Annotated in this window: 17 protein-coding genes; 6 read left to right on the top strand and 11 right to left on the bottom strand. The window is 47.1% G+C overall.

What is annotated here, in order from left to right:
- The first annotated feature begins 33 nt into the window (after positions 1-33).
- Positions 34-219 (top strand): hypothetical protein, encoded by a 186-nt coding sequence (locus tag MHM94_RS05245; RefSeq protein WP_045978329.1) that lies wholly within the window; start codon positions 34-36, stop codon positions 217-219.
- 78 nt (positions 220-297) lie between these two features.
- Here MHM94_RS05245 and MHM94_RS05240 read toward each other — a convergent pair whose 3' ends face one another.
- The 3 genes from MHM94_RS05240 to MHM94_RS05230 all read right to left on the bottom strand — a co-directional run bounded on the left by MHM94_RS05240 (position 298) and on the right by MHM94_RS05230 (position 4319).
- Positions 298-1554 carry an aromatic amino acid transport family protein gene (locus tag MHM94_RS05240; protein WP_235418972.1) on the bottom strand — a complete coding sequence of 419 codons (1257 nt, stop codon included), beginning with the start codon at positions 1552-1554 and terminating at the stop codon, positions 298-300.
- A 209-nt stretch (positions 1555-1763) separates the two neighbouring features.
- Complete coding sequence (locus MHM94_RS05235) at positions 1764-3341, bottom strand: peptide MFS transporter (RefSeq protein WP_022946566.1); 1578 nt, start codon at positions 3339-3341, stop codon at positions 1764-1766.
- Between the two features lie 177 nt (positions 3342-3518).
- The gene (locus tag MHM94_RS05230) at positions 3519-4319 is read right to left on the bottom strand and encodes a UDP-2,3-diacylglucosamine diphosphatase (protein WP_235418973.1); all 801 of its coding nucleotides are present in this window, start codon (positions 4317-4319) and stop codon (positions 3519-3521) included.
- Positions 4320-4647: 328 nt separating this feature from the next.
- Between MHM94_RS05230 and MHM94_RS05225 the strand changes: the two genes are divergently transcribed.
- On the top strand, positions 4648-4884 hold the full coding sequence (locus tag MHM94_RS05225) for a DUF333 domain-containing protein (RefSeq protein WP_138590473.1): 237 nt from the start codon (positions 4648-4650) through the stop codon (positions 4882-4884).
- A 34-nt stretch (positions 4885-4918) separates the two neighbouring features.
- On the opposite strand, the gene MHM94_RS05220 is transcribed toward MHM94_RS05225, so the two are convergent.
- The 5 genes from MHM94_RS05220 to MHM94_RS05200 all read right to left on the bottom strand — a co-directional run bounded on the left by MHM94_RS05220 (position 4919) and on the right by MHM94_RS05200 (position 10599).
- Positions 4919-6646 (bottom strand): proline--tRNA ligase, encoded by a 1728-nt coding sequence (locus MHM94_RS05220; RefSeq protein ID WP_235418974.1) that lies wholly within the window; start codon positions 6644-6646, stop codon positions 4919-4921.
- A gap of 75 nt (positions 6647-6721) precedes the next feature.
- Complete coding sequence (gene tsaA, locus MHM94_RS05215; RefSeq protein WP_138590477.1) at positions 6722-7429, bottom strand: tRNA (N6-threonylcarbamoyladenosine(37)-N6)-methyltransferase TrmO; 708 nt, start codon at positions 7427-7429, stop codon at positions 6722-6724.
- 104 nt (positions 7430-7533) lie between these two features.
- Complete coding sequence (locus tag MHM94_RS05210) at positions 7534-8130, bottom strand: outer membrane beta-barrel protein (protein WP_045978324.1); 597 nt, start codon at positions 8128-8130, stop codon at positions 7534-7536.
- Positions 8131-8379: 249 nt separating this feature from the next.
- Complete coding sequence (locus MHM94_RS05205) at positions 8380-8847, bottom strand: acyl-CoA thioesterase (RefSeq protein WP_022946572.1); 468 nt, start codon at positions 8845-8847, stop codon at positions 8380-8382.
- Positions 8848-8952: 105 nt separating this feature from the next.
- The gene (locus MHM94_RS05200; RefSeq protein WP_235418975.1) at positions 8953-10599 is read right to left on the bottom strand and encodes an electron transfer flavoprotein-ubiquinone oxidoreductase; all 1647 of its coding nucleotides are present in this window, start codon (positions 10597-10599) and stop codon (positions 8953-8955) included.
- A 231-nt stretch (positions 10600-10830) separates the two neighbouring features.
- Here MHM94_RS05200 and MHM94_RS05195 point away from each other — a divergent pair, with 231 nt between their 5' ends.
- Together MHM94_RS05195 and MHM94_RS05190 are read left to right on the top strand one after the other, a co-directional pair.
- The gene (locus tag MHM94_RS05195) at positions 10831-11583 is read left to right on the top strand and encodes an electron transfer flavoprotein subunit beta/FixA family protein (protein ID WP_022946574.1); all 753 of its coding nucleotides are present in this window, start codon (positions 10831-10833) and stop codon (positions 11581-11583) included.
- A complete protein-coding gene (locus tag MHM94_RS05190; protein ID WP_235418976.1) occupies positions 11580-12506 on the top strand; it encodes an FAD-binding protein in 927 nt (308 codons plus the stop codon). The genes MHM94_RS05195 and MHM94_RS05190 overlap by 4 nt, the downstream gene beginning before the upstream one ends.
- Positions 12507-12645: 139 nt before the next feature.
- Here MHM94_RS05190 and asnS read toward each other — a convergent pair whose 3' ends face one another.
- Positions 12646-14043 carry an asparagine--tRNA ligase gene (gene asnS / locus MHM94_RS05185; RefSeq protein ID WP_151172680.1) on the bottom strand — a complete coding sequence of 466 codons (1398 nt, stop codon included), beginning with the start codon at positions 14041-14043 and terminating at the stop codon, positions 12646-12648.
- Between the two features lie 550 nt (positions 14044-14593).
- Here asnS and MHM94_RS05180 point away from each other — a divergent pair.
- Both MHM94_RS05180 and MHM94_RS05175 read left to right on the top strand, forming a co-directional pair.
- Positions 14594-15025, top strand: coding sequence for an ATP-binding protein (locus MHM94_RS05180; protein WP_022946577.1), 432 nt, complete (start codon positions 14594-14596; stop codon positions 15023-15025).
- 22 nt (positions 15026-15047) lie between these two features.
- On the top strand, positions 15048-15554 hold the full coding sequence (locus MHM94_RS05175; protein WP_045978320.1) for a phosphate-starvation-inducible PsiE family protein: 507 nt from the start codon (positions 15048-15050) through the stop codon (positions 15552-15554).
- Between the two features lie 42 nt (positions 15555-15596).
- Here the strand turns inward: MHM94_RS05175 and MHM94_RS05170 are convergent, their stop codons facing one another.
- Both MHM94_RS05170 and bioA read right to left on the bottom strand, forming a co-directional pair.
- On the bottom strand, positions 15597-16934 hold the full coding sequence (locus MHM94_RS05170; RefSeq protein WP_022946578.1) for a lysine 2,3-aminomutase: 1338 nt from the start codon (positions 16932-16934) through the stop codon (positions 15597-15599).
- Positions 16935-17173: 239 nt separating this feature from the next.
- Positions 17174-18466, bottom strand: coding sequence for an adenosylmethionine--8-amino-7-oxononanoate transaminase (gene bioA, locus MHM94_RS05165; protein WP_235418977.1), 1293 nt, complete (start codon positions 18464-18466; stop codon positions 17174-17176).
- Positions 18467-18488 lie beyond the last annotated feature (22 nt).

The following is an 18488-nucleotide window of genomic DNA, read 5'->3' as shown; positions in this document are numbered from 1 at the left end:
AAGTGCATAGGGATAAAAGAAGGAAAGATATAGATGAAAGGACAAGGATTAGGGCTTTTAGTGGGGACTGTGGGGATCTCATTACTGTCATTTGCTGCGGTGAAGCTATTTTTATTTGTTGAACCCCCTGGGTTTATCAATATTGGAATGATGGCCGTGGGCAGCATACTGTGTTTATCGAGTCTCTTTCTCGTTACGCGTAAATCCCTAAACCTTTAAGCGTTCCGCTTTCCAGATACAGGTATAAAAGGTTTACAGGGAGTCAGCGGCAGCCGTCATGGTTGCCGCTGCAAATAACTAACCTATCAAGTTATACAGAAGTGCAGAGACCGCCAGTACACCTATAAGTAACACAAAGTACGTACTGAGCTTGCCTTTGTAACGTGCAAGGGAAGGGACTTTGTACACTGCAATCATCGGCATAATAAATAAGATCATCGCGATAATTGGACCTGAAATCGCCCCCATCATATCCAAAATACTGGGGTTATAGATGGCGCAAATCCAAATCGCCACAAACATCAAGGCAACACCTAGCTTATCCGCCCCCTGATAACTTAATTTCGAATGCTTAACCGCTAAGCCATTAAAGCTCTCCCGTGCTCCCAAGAAGTGACCAAAAAACGACGAGGTGATGGCAATAAAGGCTACTAAGGGGCCAACATAGGCCAAAAGAGGGTTGTCATAGGTATTAGCAAGATAAGAGAGCACGGAAATATTGGCTTCCTTTGCGGCTTCAAGCTGTTCAGCACTGAGCGCGAAAACACATGAAAATACAAAAAGAAGTACAAAACTTATCAGCATAATTGCAGTGTACTTGAGGATTTTGTCAGACTTTACACGTGCACTTTGGCCATAATGACGACGCTGTGCGTTGGCAAAGCTGGAGATCGCCGCAGCATGACTAAAAGAAAATACGATAACAGGCACGGCCAGCCATAAGTTTTCAATAAACTGCGGTGCTTGGGCGATATCTGTACTGGGGACCTGCCAGTGTGGAATTAAATACAGAGATAAACCAAACAGTACCGCAACTAAAGGGTAAACCAGGATGGCAAAGGCGCGCAGCATTAGCTTTTCGCCTCCGAGCATCACGGCCACCATGGCTGCCACCAATACGCCGGACAGTAGCGCACGAGGTGGCTGTGCAAAGCCCAGTTGATGCACGATAAAGTCATTCACGGTGTTGGTCAGGCCGACTCCGTAAATAAGTAAAATAGGGAAGATAGATAGAAAATACAGCAGTGAGATTAATCTGCCAGCGCCAGCACCGAAGTGTTCTTGCACCACATCAGTGAAGTCACTGTCGTCGTGTTTAGACGATAACACAAAGCGTGCTAAGCCTCGGTGCGCGAGGTAGGTCATCGGGAATGCGGCACAGGCCATAATGATGAGGGGCCAAAAGCCACCAAGGCCGACATTAATGGGTAAGAATAAAATACCTGCACCGACTGCGGTGCCAAATAAACTTAATACCCAATGGGTATCGTGGCGAGACCACGCCGGTGCTGTGGTGGTGCCTTCACCGCCGAGCACATGTTGAGAGGAACTCATAGATACTACCTTTGAACTGCATAAAAACGTGGCAATCATACAGAATTTGGCAAGGTAATTCATACTTATGCCAAAAATTGTTATAGCAATCCAACTTTGGTCGTACTAATTAGAATAACTAGCTAAATGATGTTCTTTTTTTAGCCAAAGAGTGTGGTGTTGAAATAAAAACGGCCCTATTAAGGGCCGTTTGCAGTGGTGATTTAGTATTAAATCTTTTGTTCTGCAGGTTGTTCGCTTGGGTTCGGTTCAGGAACTTCTGGGGCATTTTGGCCCGCACGCTCCCAATACTTCGCTTTGAAGTTAAACAATACCAAGATAATACCTACACCAATACTGAACAAGGCTATTTGCATGTACAGGCCAGGGATTTCTTGAACGTTTTCTGGGTCAAAGCTACCAGCTAGTAAGCCAGAGATAATATTACCAATGGAGTAGGTAAGAACAAATACGCCCATCATTTGGCCCACATAACGTGCTGGCGACAAGCGGCTTACTGCACTGAGTGCGACTGGGCTTAGGCATAGCTCACCTACTGTATGTAGGAAGTAAGTGGTAATAAGCCAATAAGGAGCGACTTTCAGGCCATCAGCAGCATATTGCGCGGCAAAGAACATGACTAAAAAGCCGGTTGCCATAATGATAAGACCCACGGCACATTTAACGCTGTACGATGGCGTGATCATACGCTTGGCAAGGTTAATCCACAGTGCTGCAAAAAATGGCGACAATATAATGATGAAAAATGAGTTCGCTGACTGGAACCATGCTGTTGGGATCTCAAAAGAACCCAGCATACGGTCGGTGTAGTCGCGAGCGAATAAGTTCAACGATGAACCAGCCTGTTCGAACCCTGACCAAAAACACGCTGAGGCCACACAGACTAAGAATAGTGCCCACATGCGCTGCTTTTCATCGTCTGTTAGCTCACCTAAAAAGTAGATGTAGCCAAAGTAAATGAAAAAGGTGATGGTAAAGACGATGGCTACCGAGCCCGCTAAAGCGACCGGGTCAATGACCAACCAACCATTGTGTGCAGCGTAAACAGTCAGTGCGACCATCGCTATTGATGCGCCAATGACAGTCCAAGCGAGCGATGCGCCCTTGGTCGACAGTGGGTTTGCTGGCTTATCATTGATGCCGCGAATGCTGCCTTGAGTCAGGCGGTACTGCACTAAACCGATGGCCATGCCCACGGCTGCTGCACCAAAGGCCCAGTGCCAACCGACATTTTCCATAAAGTAGCCACATACACCGTAGCCAATCATAGAGCCAAGGTTGATGCCCATGTAATAAATCGCGTAGCCACTGTCGCGACGCTCATCTTCGGTTTTATACAGCTGACCTACCATGGCACTGATGTTTGGTTTTAATAAACCGGTGCCGGTAGCAACAAATATTAAGCCGATAAAGAACGAACTAGGGTGGGGAATTGCGAGGATAATATGGCCGATCATAATAACGATACCGCCATACCAGACAGTTCGCTGACCGCCTAACAGGCGATCTGAGATCCAACCACCGGGTAAGCCAAGGAAGTAGACTGCACCGGTATAGAGGCCGTAAATTGCCGCAGCAGACGCTACCGTGAAGGCCAAACCTTCCTCTTGCAGCGATGCGGTCATAAACAGCACTAACATGGCACGCATGCCGTAGTAACTCATGCGCTCCCACATTTCTGTGAAAAACAGGGTTTGTAACCCTTTGGGATGACCGAAAAAGGCGGTATCCAATTTTGAATCCCCAGCCGCCGAAGTCGGTGGCGTGGGTATCTGCTCATCAGACATAGATTCACTTCCATTATTGTCGTTATAGTGAGCAGTTATTAGTACGTGAAATAAGCTCAATATGCAACCAAATCGCGCCTTACAGAGGCTAGATGGTTAGATTTATAGCAATAGCTGTGAATAAATTAATCAACCTTGGGCGTGTCGTTGAATAATGCCTACAGCCATGTGATGAATTTATGCTGCCTTGCTATTCACTGCGCTTAACGGGTTTGAAGCCATCACATGCTGAGTGTCTGACCAGTGCAAAAGCTCAATACGGCCCTGATGATTCTCTACCAAGGCGCTACAGTTCTCTATCCAGTCGCCATCGTTACAGTAAATAATACCATCACTGACACGTAGCTTGGGTTGGTGAATATGACCACAGACAATGCCATCATAGCCCCGGCGCTTGGCCTCGTGAATAGCCGCATCTTCAAATGCTGTAATCGCTTGTTGGGCCTTGTGTACACGAGATTTTAACCACGCTGCTAAAGACCAATAGTGGCCACCAAAAAGGCGGCGCACTCGATTATGCCAGCGATTTAAAAACAGCAAAAAGTCATAGGCGGCGTCGCCGATAATACTGATCAGTTTGCTGTAACGCGTAGCAGAATCAAAGTCATCACCGTGCAAGATAACAAAGCGCTTACCATTACCTGTGGTATGCACAAACTGCCGGTGTACTTCCACGCCCATGAGCAGCTCTTTATCATACTTACGAAAGGTCTCATCGTGATTACCTGGTACGTAAATGACCCGAGTGCCTGCTTTTACTTTCTCCTGCAGTGCTTGCAGTACATGGTAGTGACTGGAATGCCAAAAGAACCGTCTTTTCATTGACCATAAATCAATAATATCGCCCACTAAATAAAGTGTATCGCACTGAATATGGGCTAAAAAGTCGAGTAAATAGTCGGCTTTACAATCTTTGCAACCTAAATGAATATCAGAGATAAATACGGCCGGGTAATGGGTGGTTTTACGTTGTTTCATAATGGTGTGACTCGCAGCGTAATAATAGCGAGGCTAGAGCGTAGCGATGACAAAAAAAAAACTAAAAAAAGAACAATCCGTGACAACTATCGGATCTGCTTGTCTAACGGTATGAGCCTGATTATTATTGCGACCTTCAGCCAGCCTTGGTGAGCAAGTGCTGGGAGACAATGAGCCAATATGACAGCAAAGCAATGATTTGTTCGCTTTAACAGGCTTTAGGCTTTGCCAAGAACCGGTCATTTTGGCAATGTTTTAGCAGTGCCTCGTCGACCATAAAACTTGGGTGTAACGAGGATAAACGCGTAAAGCGTAATAGGAGAGCAACATGAAGTATCGTTTAGCTGGGCTGTGTATCGTGTTAACAGCTGCGCTTAGCGGTTGCCAAGATGAGCCATTAACGCAACAACTGCCTGTGGATATGAGTAATCCCGCTGCAAAATTCTGTGTTGATCAGGGCGGGCAATACCTTGTTGAGCAACAGCCTCAAGGCGAGAACAGCTTTTGTGTATTGGATAACGGCTCAAAAATTGACGCGTGGGAGTTTTTCCGCAAATACCAGTAACAAAAAAGCCAGTCTCTTGACTGGCTTTTTTCGTTTATGCTTTAGCAAGCTCGGCAACAATGGCGGCTACCGCACCATCAATATCCAGCAACTGCTTTTCACCTGTACGGCGGTTTTTAAGCTCTACCTGATCGTTATCGAGGTTACGCTCACCAATCACTAAGGTCAGTGGCACACCCAGTAGTTCCATATCGTTAAACATGACCCCAGGGCGCTCTTTGCGATCGTCAAAGAGTACATCAATGCCAGCTTGTTGCAATTCGCTGTAAAAGCGCTCAGCAATATCAGGGATACGATGTGACTTGTGCATATTCATGGGCACGATAGCCAGTTCGTACGGAGCGATATTTTTCGGCCAAATAATGCCGTATTTATCATTGTTTTGCTCGATGGCAGCGGCAACGATACGGGATACACCAATACCGTAACAGCCCATGGTCATGGTCTGGTTTTTACCACTTTCTGCCAATACTCCGGCTTTCATAGCCTCGGAATACTTGGTGCCAAGCTGGAAGATATGACCAACTTCAATCCCTCGTTTAATACTCAAAGTACCGTTACCACAAGGGCTCGGATCGCCATCAACCACGTTACGAATATCCGCAACTTGGTAGTCATTGACGTCGCGATCCCAGTTGATGCCACTGAAGTGCACATCATCTTCGTTGGCACCGGCGACAAAATCCGCCATCACCGCCGCTGAGCGGTCAACAATAATCGCTGTATTTAAGCCAACAGGGCCTAAAGAGCCAGGACGAGCGCCTACTGCTTTTACAATGTCCGCTTCGCTCGCCATTTCCAGTGGTGCCTGCACGCCTTCAAGCTTTTCTGCTTTGAGTTCGTTGAGCTCATGATCGCCACGCAGTACTAAAGCAACCAGTGGGCGTTGCTCTTGCTCGTCTGCTTCGCCGTAAACAAATAAAGTTTTCACACCACGGTGCGGCTTAACGCCATAATGCTCTTTAAGTTCAGCAATGGTTTTTGCTTTCGGGGTATCGAACTTTTGCAATTCTTTGCTGGGCTCAGGACGGGCTTCGCTCGGGGCTTTTGCCTCTGCCTTTTCGATATTTGCGGCATAATCACTGCCATCACTGAAGGCGATAGCGTCTTCACCAGATTCGGCCAATACGTGGAATTCATGAGACAAATTACCACCAATGGAACCGGTGTCAGCAAGAACTGGGCGGTAATCTAAGCCTAAACGGTCGAAAATATTGCAATATGCTTGGTGTAGCTTTTCATACGTTTGCGCTAAACACTCGTCACTTAGGTGGAACGAGTAAGCGTCTTTCATGACGAACTCGCGCGAGCGCATGATGCCAAAACGAGGACGAATTTCATCGCGCACTTTGGTCTGTACTTGGTATAAGGTGATTGGCAGCTGTTTGTAGCTACTAATTTCTTTACGTACGCAATCAGTGATCACTTCTTCGTGGGTAGGTCCTAACGCAAAAGGGCGTTTATGACGGTCTTCAATACGCAAAAGCTCAGGACCATATTGTTCCCAACGGCCCGACTCCTGCCACAACTCAGCAGGTTGAATGATGGGCATGAGCATCTCAATGGCGCCAGCCTTATTCATTTCCTCACGAACAATGTTTTCAACTTTTTTCAGCACTTTAACGCCGGAAGGCAGCCAAGTGTATAGGCCGGAGGCGAGTTTGCGGATCATGCCCGCACGAAGCATGAGCTGGTGGCTCACCACCTCGGCATCTGAGGGCGTCTCTTTCAGGGTCGCAAGTAAATACTGACTGGTACGCATGAATATTCCGTTTTTTATTTAATGATTAATAGGTAAGAGCGCTAGTTTAGCAGCGCTCGGGCGCAGGGCAAAGCGCTAAAGCGGGCAAATTTCGAGAACATGATTGTGCTCACCGTCTACTTGCCAGCGAATATTAAAATCATACAAGGTCATGCCGTAGTGCTGCACCCCAGCCAGACTCTTTTTATACGCTGGCCGTGGGTCTTGCTGAAGCACTTGAGTGATAAATTGCTCAAGCACTAAAGCAGGGTCGCTGTTGTCGATAACACTTTGTGCTTGTTCAGAAAAACTGACACTCATCTGGGTGTGCGGCCGGGTATCGGCAAAGCCAGCACTGGCATCCATCATGGCATCGGAATAAGGCAGATAGGGCTTGATATCAATAATCGGGGTGCCATCGAGTAAGTCGATTCCCCCTAAACGAAGACTAAGCTGCCCGTGTTGGTAATTCACACCGAGCAATTCGACTGCGCTCATGCCAATGGCGTTGGGACGGAATGTCGCTCGGGTAGCGAACACACCTTTGCGAGCGTTTCCGCCTAAGCGAGGAGGGCGAACTAAGGGTGAATAGCCTTTATCAGCCGTTTCATGAAAACGAAACAACAGCCATAGGTGGCTAAACTCCTCAATACCACGCACAAACTCCTCTCTGTTAAATTCATCGGTAAAGATAAGATCAGCGCGCGCCGCGCTAACTAGGCGAGGTTGTCGCGGGATAGCAAACTTTTGTTTATACGGAGAGCGAATATGGCCAATGGCGGTGATTTGATACTGGGACGACACAATGTTTTACACAGCGAATTAAGGTGAGCGCAGTGTAGTCATGGCACCGGGTAAAAACAAGGGGCACAGGGCCCCTTGTACAAGTAGGGAAAGTGCTGGGCTAATTAGAATAGGTATTCAACCGAAACAGACGCAACGTCCATTTCGGGGTCAATTTGTTCGTCTAGTTCATAACGCTCGTACTCAAGGTTGAAGCGTACTTGCTCTGTCATCGCAAACTGTACGCCGGCGCCGTAAAATACATCGCCACCATCGGCCTGCGTGGTGGCAATGGTTAGGTCATCAAGTTGCGCACGTAGGTCTGCATCCCATTCTAGCCAACCGGCGGTTGCGTAAACTTTGAAACGCTCACTAACAGGCAGAGCGAGTTTGGTTGATAGCGAAACACCATCTAGTTCTGCCTGTTGGTCGATATCAGACACTTCATCAAAATTGTGATAGCCGAGCTCGAAACTCCAATAATCATTGAGCTGTGTGCCCACGTAAGCTTCAAGCATACCGGCATCGTCATCAAATTCAGTATCTAGATCATCATTGTCGAACTCAAATGAGTATTGGCCGTAACCGATACCGGTGTAGAAACGAGGGTTCACTTCACTGCTTGGTTCATAACTTGAAGGGGCCGCCATCGCTGTGGTTGTCGTCAAAGCCATAGCTAAAGCGCAAAGGGAAAAGCGAGCAGTTTTATTAGTGTGTTTCATCTTGATTCTCCATTTTGTTAGTTCATGCCTAACAAAGCAGAGGCCATGCCAAGAGTCTTAAAACAACTAAAATTAGGTGTTTTATTAATATATAATTCAGTTAGTTACAGAAAAGCGCAGGGTTGTTTACAAAGCCTTAAGGAGTGTAACGCGCGGCTGTTTTGTATGGACCTGAAAAAGGTGTAAAATTTTCCGGTAAATGTCAAAATTACACCCTGAATGGAATCTAACTAATTGATTAATGGTCGATTAACAGGTCTTCTGTAAAAGTGTTTCAGTTTCGATGGCTATCTCTTTCATTTTAATCGCATACGCCTCTAGGCGCTTCTGTTCTTCTGTTTTTGCCTTAAAGCATGGCACCTCTACTGGGTAGCCGGCTTGGTCCATAGCGACAAAGCTGATCACGCAGTGGTTAGTTTCGACCATGTGTTGCGTCTTGGGGTCGCCACAGCGTACTTGTATAAATATTTGCATACTGGTTTTACCGGTATGCGCAATAGAGGCGTTAACTTCAACTAATTGGCCCACTAATACTGGCCGGCGAAATTTTACTCCGGCCACAGATACCGTGACACAGTAATGACCGCTCCAACCTGCGGCACAGGCATAGCCAGCTTGATCTATCCATTTCATGACGACTCCGCCGTGGACCTTACCACCGAAATTGACATCGGTAGGCTCGGCTAAAAATCGAAAAGTAACCGTATCTTGACTCATAGAGCTCCCCAAATATGCTCGACCTGTTACAGCAAGTGTAGTGTATATAAATAAAAAAGGGGCTTACGCCCCAGTTGCAACTTAGGATAAAGTACTTAATAACAACTACATATTAGGGTAGTTAGGACCACCCGCTCCCTCTGGGGTGACCCAGGTGATGTTTTGGCTAGGATCTTTGATATCACAGGTTTTACAGTGCACACAGTTTTGCGCATTGATCACAAACTTTGCCTCACCTTCACTGTCATCCACTTCGTAAACCCCAGCTGGGCAGTAGCGCTGTGCTGGTTCATCAAAGCGTGGCAAATTAACCGTAATAGGTATCGCAGCATCCTTTAATTGTAAGTGACACGGCTGAGACTCTTCGTGATTGGTGTTAGACAAAAAGACCGATGAGAGTTTGTCAAAACTAAGCTCACCATCTGGCTTTGGGTAGTCAATTTTCGGTGCTTGTGAGCTGCTCAGTAGGGTCGCGTAATCAGGGGTGTTGTCCTTAAAGGTAAAAGGTAGCTTTCCTGCGAATAGGTTTTGGTCCAGCGTGTTATACGCGCCCCCGAAGAACTTACCCAATTTGTGCATCGCCGGCCCAAAATTGCGTGAGCGGTAAAGCTCATCATACACCCAAGAAGATTCAAAACGCTGCGCGTAGTCAGCCAAATCAGTGTGCTGATCACCGACTTTAATCGCCTCAAAGATACTTTCGGCTGCCAACATACCGGATTTCATTGCGGTGTGATTGCCTTTGATTTTGGCAAAATTCAGCGTACCTGCGTCACAGCCTACGAGTAGGCCGCCCGGGAAGTGCATTTTCGGTAGCGAATGTAACCCGCCTTTGGCTATAGCACGCGCGCCGTAGGCTAAGCGTTTACCGCCTTTGAGCACATCAGCGAATACAGGATGATGTTTCATTCGCTGAAATTCATCAAAAGGACTTAAGTGCGGGTTGGTGTAGTTAAGGTCGACAATGAGGCCCACCACCACTTGATTATCCTCGCAGTGGTACATAAATGCGCCGCCATTGGTATCTCCACTAAGCGGCCACCCAGTGCCATGAACCACTTTTCCTTGTTGATGTTGCTGTGCATCTACTTGCCAGATTTCTTTAAAACCAAGACCGTAGTGTTGCACAGAGCGATCTTTATCAAGGGCAAATTGATTGATCAATTGTTTACCCAAGTGGCCTCGGCAGCCCTCTGCGAAAATGGTGTATTTTGCTCTGAGCTCCATCCCCGGCATAAACCCAGGCTTTTCATTGCCCTCTTTGTCGCGACCCATATCACCGGTAATGATGCCTTTGACGCTGTCGTCTTCAATAAGTAGTTCGTGCGCGGAAAAACCAGGGAAAATTTCGACTCCTAATTGTTCTGCTTGCTCGGCTAAAAAACGACAAACGTTGCCCATAGAGACGATATAGTTGCCATTATTATGAAATGTTTTGGGCACCATAAAGTGGGGCAGGGATTTAGCTTTTTGCTCATCACTAAACCATAAAATTTCGTCTTCGGTGACTTGGGTATGCAGTGGCGCGCCTAACTCCTGCCAATTAGGGAGTAGCTCATCGAGTGCGCGAGTTTCGAAAACGGCACCGGAGAGCACATGAGCACCTACCTCAGAGCCTTTTTCAACCACGCAAATCATCAATTCTTGTTGTTGTTCTTGTGCTAATTGCGCGAGCTTAATGGCGCTAGCAAGGCCGCTGGGCCCTGCACCGACGATGACCACGTCAAATTCCATGGTTTCGCGTTCTACCATAATGATCCCCTACTTTATATGACGGTATAAGGTGTTACGAAATGCAAATTAATCGTTACACAAAAGGTTATTGTCCAAGGTTATTTTAGGTTGACGTTTACGTCAACAGGAAGTAGTCTGATTTCATCAAATAAATAAGTTTACGTTAACGTCAGGTGTGGGCGTGTCAGTAGTAACCGCGCAGGTTATAGCCGCTTTAGAACGTCCACTCGCGTGTCAACAGGAGCAAATATGAAAGTATTAGTGCCCATCAAACGTGTCATCGACTACAACGTCAAAGTACGCGTAAAGGCAGATAACAGCGATGTCGATTTGGCGAATGTGAAAATGGCGATGAACCCATTTTGCGAAATCGCCATAGAAGAAGCTATTCGCCTAAAAGAATCAGGTAAGGCAACGGAAGTGGTTGCTGTGACTATTGGTGATAAGTCATCGCAAGAGCAGTTGCGCACTGCACTGGCACTCGGTGCAGATAGCGCTATTCATATCGAAAGTGATGAGAAGCTAGACTCACTGCATGTGGCAAAACTACTCGACAAGTTAATTGATGAGCAGCAACCCGATCTGGTTATCTTAGGGAAGCAAAGTATCGACTCGGACAATAACCAGACTGGGCAAATGCTGGCTGCGCTGCGCGGATGGGGGCAGGGTACATTTGCCTCAAAAGTGGATATTAACGATGGCAAAGTGAACGTGACGCGTGAAGTTGATGGTGGTTTACAAACTGTAGCGCTCACGCTTCCTGCGATTGTCACGACTGATTTGCGTCTCAACGAGCCCCGTTATGCATCATTGCCTAACATTATGAAAGCAAAACGCAAACCTTTAGATGTGAAAAGTGCTGCGGATATGGGCGTCGACCTTGCTGCGCGAGTGCAGTTGGTGAGCGTGGAAGAGCCAGCTCAGCGTCAAGGTGGTGAAATCGTTGAAGACGTTGAAACCTTAGTGAACAAGTTAAAAAATGAAGCAAAGGTGGTGTCATGAAAGCATTAGTGGTAGCTGAGCACGAGTACGGTGAACTAAAACCTGAAACCGCGAAAACATTAAGCGCGGCGCACAAAGTAGGCGCTGATATTGATGTGTTGGTGGTTGGTGAGAACCTTAATGACGCGGCTGAACAGGCTAGTAAGCTCAGCGGTGTAAGCCGTGTGTTGGTCGCTGATAGCAGTGACTATGCACACCAGCTAGCTGAAAACACCGCTGATTTAATTGTGAGCCTAGCGGGTGATTACAGCCATCTATTTGCCAGTGCGACGACCACCGGTAAAAACATTATGCCACGGGTTGCAGCGCTATTAGATAAAGCGCAAGTATCGGACATTATTGATGTTATCGACGCTGATACGTTCAAACGCCCGATTTATGCTGGTAACGCCATTGCCACGGTGAAGTCACTTGAGTCTGTGCACGTTATTACTGTGCGTGCCAGTGCCTTTGATGCAGTGAGCAGCGACGGCAGTGCTAGCATCGAAAAGATTGACAATAGCATGGCCTCAACGAACAGTGAGTTTGTCTCTAAAGAGCAAACTGAGTCTGAACGCCCTGAATTAACCGCTGCTGATGTGGTTATTTCCGGCGGCAGAGGCATGCAAAATGGTGAAAACTTCAAACTGTTAGAAGGTATTGCCGATAAGCTCGGTGCGGCTATTGGCGCATCACGCGCAGCGGTAGACGCGGGCTTTGTGCCGAACGATATGCAAGTAGGACAAACCGGTAAAATTGTCGCTCCTGACTTATACATAGCCGTGGGTATCAGTGGTGCCATCCAGCACTTGGCAGGTATGAAAGACTCAAAGGTCATTGTAGCTATCAACAAAGACCCAGAGGCACCGATTTTCCAAGTAGCTGACTATGGGTTAGTGGCTGATTTATTCGATGTTCTACCTGAGTTAGAAGCCAAGCTTTAAAGCGCAACTAGTTTACAAAAAGCCCGCGACTGTTTTTGTGTTGTGGGCTTTTTTGTAGGTAATGTTGTTTCAACAGCTTAGGCGCAAATAAAAACCCGCTACGTGAGCGGGTTTTTGATGTCTATAGCGTGCGCCGTTATTAGTAAGTAGCGCTGCCTTTAGTGCGTGGGAAGGCAATCACGTCACGGACATTGCCCATACCGGTCACGTAAGCGACTAAACGTTCAAAACCTAAACCAAAGCCTGAGTGAGGCACCGTGCCGTAGCGGCGTAAGTCGCGATACCAGCTATAGTCTTCTTTGTTTAAGCCCATTTCCTCTAAACGAGCATCAAGCACATCTAAACGTTCTTCACGCTGAGAGCCACCGATGATCTCGCCAATGCCTGGGGCAACCACATCCATCGCTGCCACCGTCTTGCCGTCTTCGTTCTGGCGCATGTAGAAGGCTTTGATATCGCGCGGGTAGTTTTTGATAACTACAGGCGCTTTGAAGTGCTCTTCAGCCAGATAACGCTCATGTTCAGACTGTAAATCCACGCCCCACTCAACAGCGTATTCAAACTGCTTACCGCACGCCTTAAGAATCTCGATAGCGTCGGTGTAATCAACCTGCGCAAAGTCCTTGCTGACGAATTCTTCAAGACGACTGATGGCCGTTTTCTCGATACGTTGTGCGAAGAACTCCATGTCATCACGACGCTCTTCCAATACCGCAGCAAAGACATACTTAAGCATGTCCTCGGCAAGTTTGGCGATGTCGTTCAAATCGGCAAAAGCCACTTCCGGCTCGACCATCCAGAACTCTGCAAGGTGGCGCGAGGTGTTAGAGTTTTCAGCACGGAAGGTTGGGCCAAAGGTGTAGATCTTTGACATTGCGCTGGCATAGGTTTCACCGTTGAGCTGGCCTGATACCGTTAAAAATGCTTCTTTACCGAAAAAGTCTTCGCTGTAGTCGATATCGCCCTTATCAGTGCGTGGTAGGTTCTGCATATCCAATGTCGACACTCGGAACATTTCACCAGCACCTTCGCAGTCACTGGCGGTAATGATGGGAGTGCTGATCCACATGTAGCCACGCTCATGGAAAAAGCGGTGGATAGCCTGCGATAAGCAGTTACGAACACGGGTAACAGCGCCAATCACGTTGGTGCGTGGACGCAGGTGGGCGTGCTCACGTAAGTACTCAATACTATGGCGCTTTGCTGCCATAGGGTAAGTGTCAGGGTTTTCTACCCAGCCAATTACTTCAACGCTGTCCGCTTGAATTTCAAAGGCCTGACCTTTACCGGCTGACGCTACGAGCTTACCGGTTACGCTTACCGAGCAGCCGGCCGTTAAACGCGTTACTTCATCATAATTATTGAGCGAATTAGGCACTACAGCTTGGATAGGATCAAAACTCGAACCGTCATGAACGGCTAGAAACGAAATACCTGCTTTAGAATCGCGACGTGTGCGCACCCAACCTTTAATGTTGACCTGGGTGTCCACGGCAACGGCGCCTTTTAATAGCTCGGCGATTGCTGTATGGCTCATTTTCACTCCAATGATTACTATTGCCCACTGTGCTGCACCTTGGCAGCAGCAGTATTATGATGAAAGTTAAGAGGCCTATCTTAACCGTGATTTAGGGAGAAAAAAACTGCCAATTGCCTCAATCAGGGCAGAAATACGTAAAAGCGTAGAAAATATCACCTAAACTAATCATATATAACTTATTATTGAGACGCTTTAGCATGTTGAGGGGAGATAAACCGGGCCCTTTTCGATTAGTCGCTTGGTGTGCAGGTGTAGGCTGGGTGCTTTTTGTTGTGGTATTAGTATTGATTCACTACGCTCGCCCCGATGTAGATTACGGCATATTACGTTATTTCGACGTGCCCATTCGCGAGCATTGGCTCTTAAAACCGAAAAATAGCGCCTTAATCATGCTAATGCTGTGTGGTCTTTGCTGCGTTTGTGGCATTATAAGGGCAAGAAATATAAATAAAATGATGCATCTGGCTGCACTTTCGCTTATTGCTTTAGCGTTTTTGTGTGTCAGCTTTACCCTTGCAATCTTAAGTTAAAACGCAGTGAGTAGTTAATGAAACAAGCTTTTATCCTACGCGGCTTGCCAGGTAGTGGTAAAACCCACTATGCGCAGAGCCTTGCCGACGACCTCGTTGCCGGCGATGCTAGCCAATACTTTATTTGCAGTACCGACGATTTCTTCGTGCAAGATGGTCACTATCAATTTGATAAGCACAAGTTACCTGAATATCACAATCTTAATTTAGCCCGTTATATTAAAGCGCTCGCGGAGGGCATTCCGTTAGTGATTGTTGATAACACCAATATCAAAAAATGGGAATTTATTGCCTATATTGAAGCTGCGCATGCGCTCGGCTATCAAGTCAAAGAGGTGATCGTTGGCGAGGTAAAAGACAAAGCAATGCAACACCTTTATGCTCAGCGCAACACCCACAAAGTAGCACTGCGGACGATAGCGAAAATGGCCTATCAATTTGAGTGGTAATTGACCATATCAAGGAGCATTTATGAGTAACAAGCAAGTAGAGCATGACACCCAAAAACCTAAACTAGCGCATGAGCTCCACCAAGAACTTCCGGTTGATCATCCCGATGCGTTTTTTCGCATGCTACACAAAGTGATTCGCTTTGCTATTTGTGTTTTAGCCCTGTGTATGGTGGCAGTTATACTCTGGGGGGTGGGTGATGTTATGTACATAATCTACGAGCGATTAATGCAGCCACCTTACTTTTTACTAGATGTCAATGACATCTTTTATACCTTTGGTGGCTTTATGGCTGTGTTGATAGCGGTGGAAATATTTATCAACATTAGGATGTATCTAGGGAGCAACGTGTTTCCTGTCAAGCTTGTCGTCGCGACTGCTTTAATGGCTATCGCTCGTAAAGTGATCATCCTTGATTTTGATACCCTCACCCCGCTTTACCTGATAGGTATCGCCGCCACAACTTTAGCGCTGGGGATAACCTACTGGCTTTTGGGCAAAGCGCCCAATGATGATTATGATCATTAGATGGATATTGATAAAAAAACCGCCTCAAGGGCGGTTTTTTTATTACATGGCGTTGTATTCGTCTTCCCAGAAGAACTTTTCTTCGCCAAATGCCGGCTTTAAGTCATTAAGCCATGTGGCGTTCTCGTCATACTTGGCGAAGAAAGGACGCTGCACCCAATCTGGGTTGCGAGCTTGAATAAAGCGCAGTACGAAGACCTTTTCACCGGCAATCTCGCTGACACCAGATACTTCTACCTTTCCTGGACCTGCACTCATAGACGGGCCGCGCACGGTACGACTGACGCCGGATACCTGTTTATAAGCCTCGCGGAAGGTTTCCCAGGTCTTATACAGGGGTAATTCAAAGTACCGCTTGGCCCCGGTATCACGTTCAATAAACATGTAGTACGGGATCATCCCTAGCTGCGTTTGCTCTTTCCACATTTCCGCCCACATATTAGGGTCGGTATTAATGTTATTAAGGAGTGGTGCTTGAGTACGGATTTGCGCGCCAGTTTTACGCAATAGGGCAATCGCTTCGCGTGTGGCGGCGGTGCGCAGCTCTTGCTTATGGTTAATATGGGCCATAATAGAAACGTGCTTGCCTGCATCCACGAGCTCTTTAATTAAGGCCAGTAAGTCTTGCGCATCGGGATCGGTTAAATAACGGAATGGCCAGAAGGTCAGTGACTTGGTGCCGATACGGATGGTGCGAATATGGTCAAATTCGGGATCTTTAAGCTTTTCAAGATAGCCACGAAGCTTTACGGTACGCATCACCATAGGGTCGCCGCCAGTTACGAGTAGATCGGTAACCTCTTTGTGCTCACGCAGATAATTATGCAGTAAGTCCGCATCGTTGTTATTGAATCGTGTCGCTTTACCAACAAACTGCGCCCAGCGGAAGCAGAAAGTACAGTAAGAGTGACAGTATTGTCCTTGTGCTGGGAAGAACAATACGGTTTCTTTGTATTTGTGTTGAATGCCTTCAACGCGCTCACCATCGAGCTCGGGCACATTCTTTTCCATTTGCCCGGCAGGATGCGGGTTCAGCTTGTTACGGATCTGTTGTGCCAGTTCCATTACCTGTTCAGCGGTTGGGTCCGTTCTATGCAGCGCAGCCATTTGCTCGTACGACTCGTCATCTAACATACCACGCTGAGGGAACGTAAGTTGGAATACCGGATCATTGGGAACTTTATCCCAATCAATCAATTCTTCAATTACAAAGTTATTTACGCGGAATGGGAATACACTGGCCACGACCTTCATCTCAAAGCGCATATGCTCTGGTAGTTGGTGTAGGGCTTCAATTTTATCAATTTGACGGTGTTGATACACGGTAAACCTAGGCGGGACAAAGGTTTCCGCTGGCTGTATTTGAACGGTTTGCTGCATATATTTTCACTTGCTAGTTGAAAAGGTTGGTACTCTAACAAAAAGGTCAAGCCAATTCCTAGTCCTAAGTGCGAATATAATTGCGCTGTAACACGCAAAGAGCGGCCTTTGGCGCGCTCAAACAGGTATAAAATTGCTACGCAGTGAAACTAATTGTTCAGTGAAAAGTAAGTTAACTCTTTGAGCTGGTTATAAACTGTGGTGATTCCCAGCTCAAAGAGGCAACAGTCACCACCCCATTAGTAGTGACCCTGAGCGATGGCATCGTATATTGCCGTGGCTAAGCGCTGAATGTCGCTTTTGCTGCTAACGAAAGGCGGCATAAGGTAAATCAATTTACCAAAGGGGCGGATCCATACTCCTTGGCTGACAAAGAACTGCTGTATCTTGGCGACATCCACAGCACTATTGAGCTCAACTACACCAATGGCGCCAAGGCGGCGTACATCAACCACGGCGGCTAACTCGCGGCAGCGCTCTAAGGCACCAAGCCAATGATGTATATCGTTTATTTGCTCATGCCAATTATTATCGAGCAACAATTCGAGACTTTTGTTGGCCACGGCGCAGGCCAGCGGGTTACCCATAAAGGTGGGGCCATGCATCAAAACGCCTGCTTCGCCTTCGCAAATACCGCGTGCTACATGACTCGTGGTCAGTGTTGCGGCTAGGGTCATATAGCCACCGGTAAGTGCTTTACCCACACACATAATGTCTGGAGTTATATCGGCATGTTCAACAGCGAACAAGGTACCGGTGCGGCCAAAACCAGTGGCAATTTCATCGCAAATAAGCAATATCTCGTAGCGGTCGCACAACTGACGCACGGTTTTTAAATAGTCGGGATGATAAAAGTTCATACCGCCGGCATTTTGGACAATCGGCTCAATGATAAAAGCCGCCACCTCATGATGATGTTTATCAAAGTATTGCTCTAGGGTGTGCGCCTCTTCTGCGTCAAAGCGTTCATTAAAACGGCTACGGGGTGGCGGCACAAAGATTTGTTCGGGTAAAAATCCGCGATACATACTGTGCATTGAGTTGACCGGGTCGCACACACTCATAGCGGCAAAGGTATCGCCGTGATAGCCCTTTTGCGGGGTCATAAGTTTATGCTTTTGTTTATGGCCTTGGCTATACCAATATTGCACTGCCATTTTTATCGCCACTTCCACACTTACTGAGCCGCCATCAGCAAGAAACACCTTGTCGAGCGCTTTGGGGGTCATCGCCACTAACTTTTTACACAGTTCAACTGCTGGCGCGTGAGTGATGCCGCCAAACATAACATGGCTCATATTGTTGCTTTGGCTTTGCAGCGCTTCATTTAACTGGGGGTGATTGTAGCCGTGCAGGGCACTCCACCACGATGCCATACCATCAATTAAGGCTTCGCCACTTTGTAGATAAATGCGGGTTCCCTCAGCATGGGTAACGGGATAATTGGGAAGAGGGTTGAGCATTGATGTGTAGGGGTGCCAAATGTGCTCACGATCAAACTCAGTGTCGATATGTGTATAATTATTGCTCATAGGTAAACTTCAAATGTCATTG

Origin of the sequence: Pseudoalteromonas sp. CNAT2-18.1 (assembly GCF_022347865.1) — a bacterium.
Lineage (GTDB): Bacteria > Pseudomonadota > Gammaproteobacteria > Enterobacterales > Alteromonadaceae > Pseudoalteromonas > Pseudoalteromonas ruthenica.
This window is presented reverse-complemented; position numbering and strand designations above follow the sequence as displayed.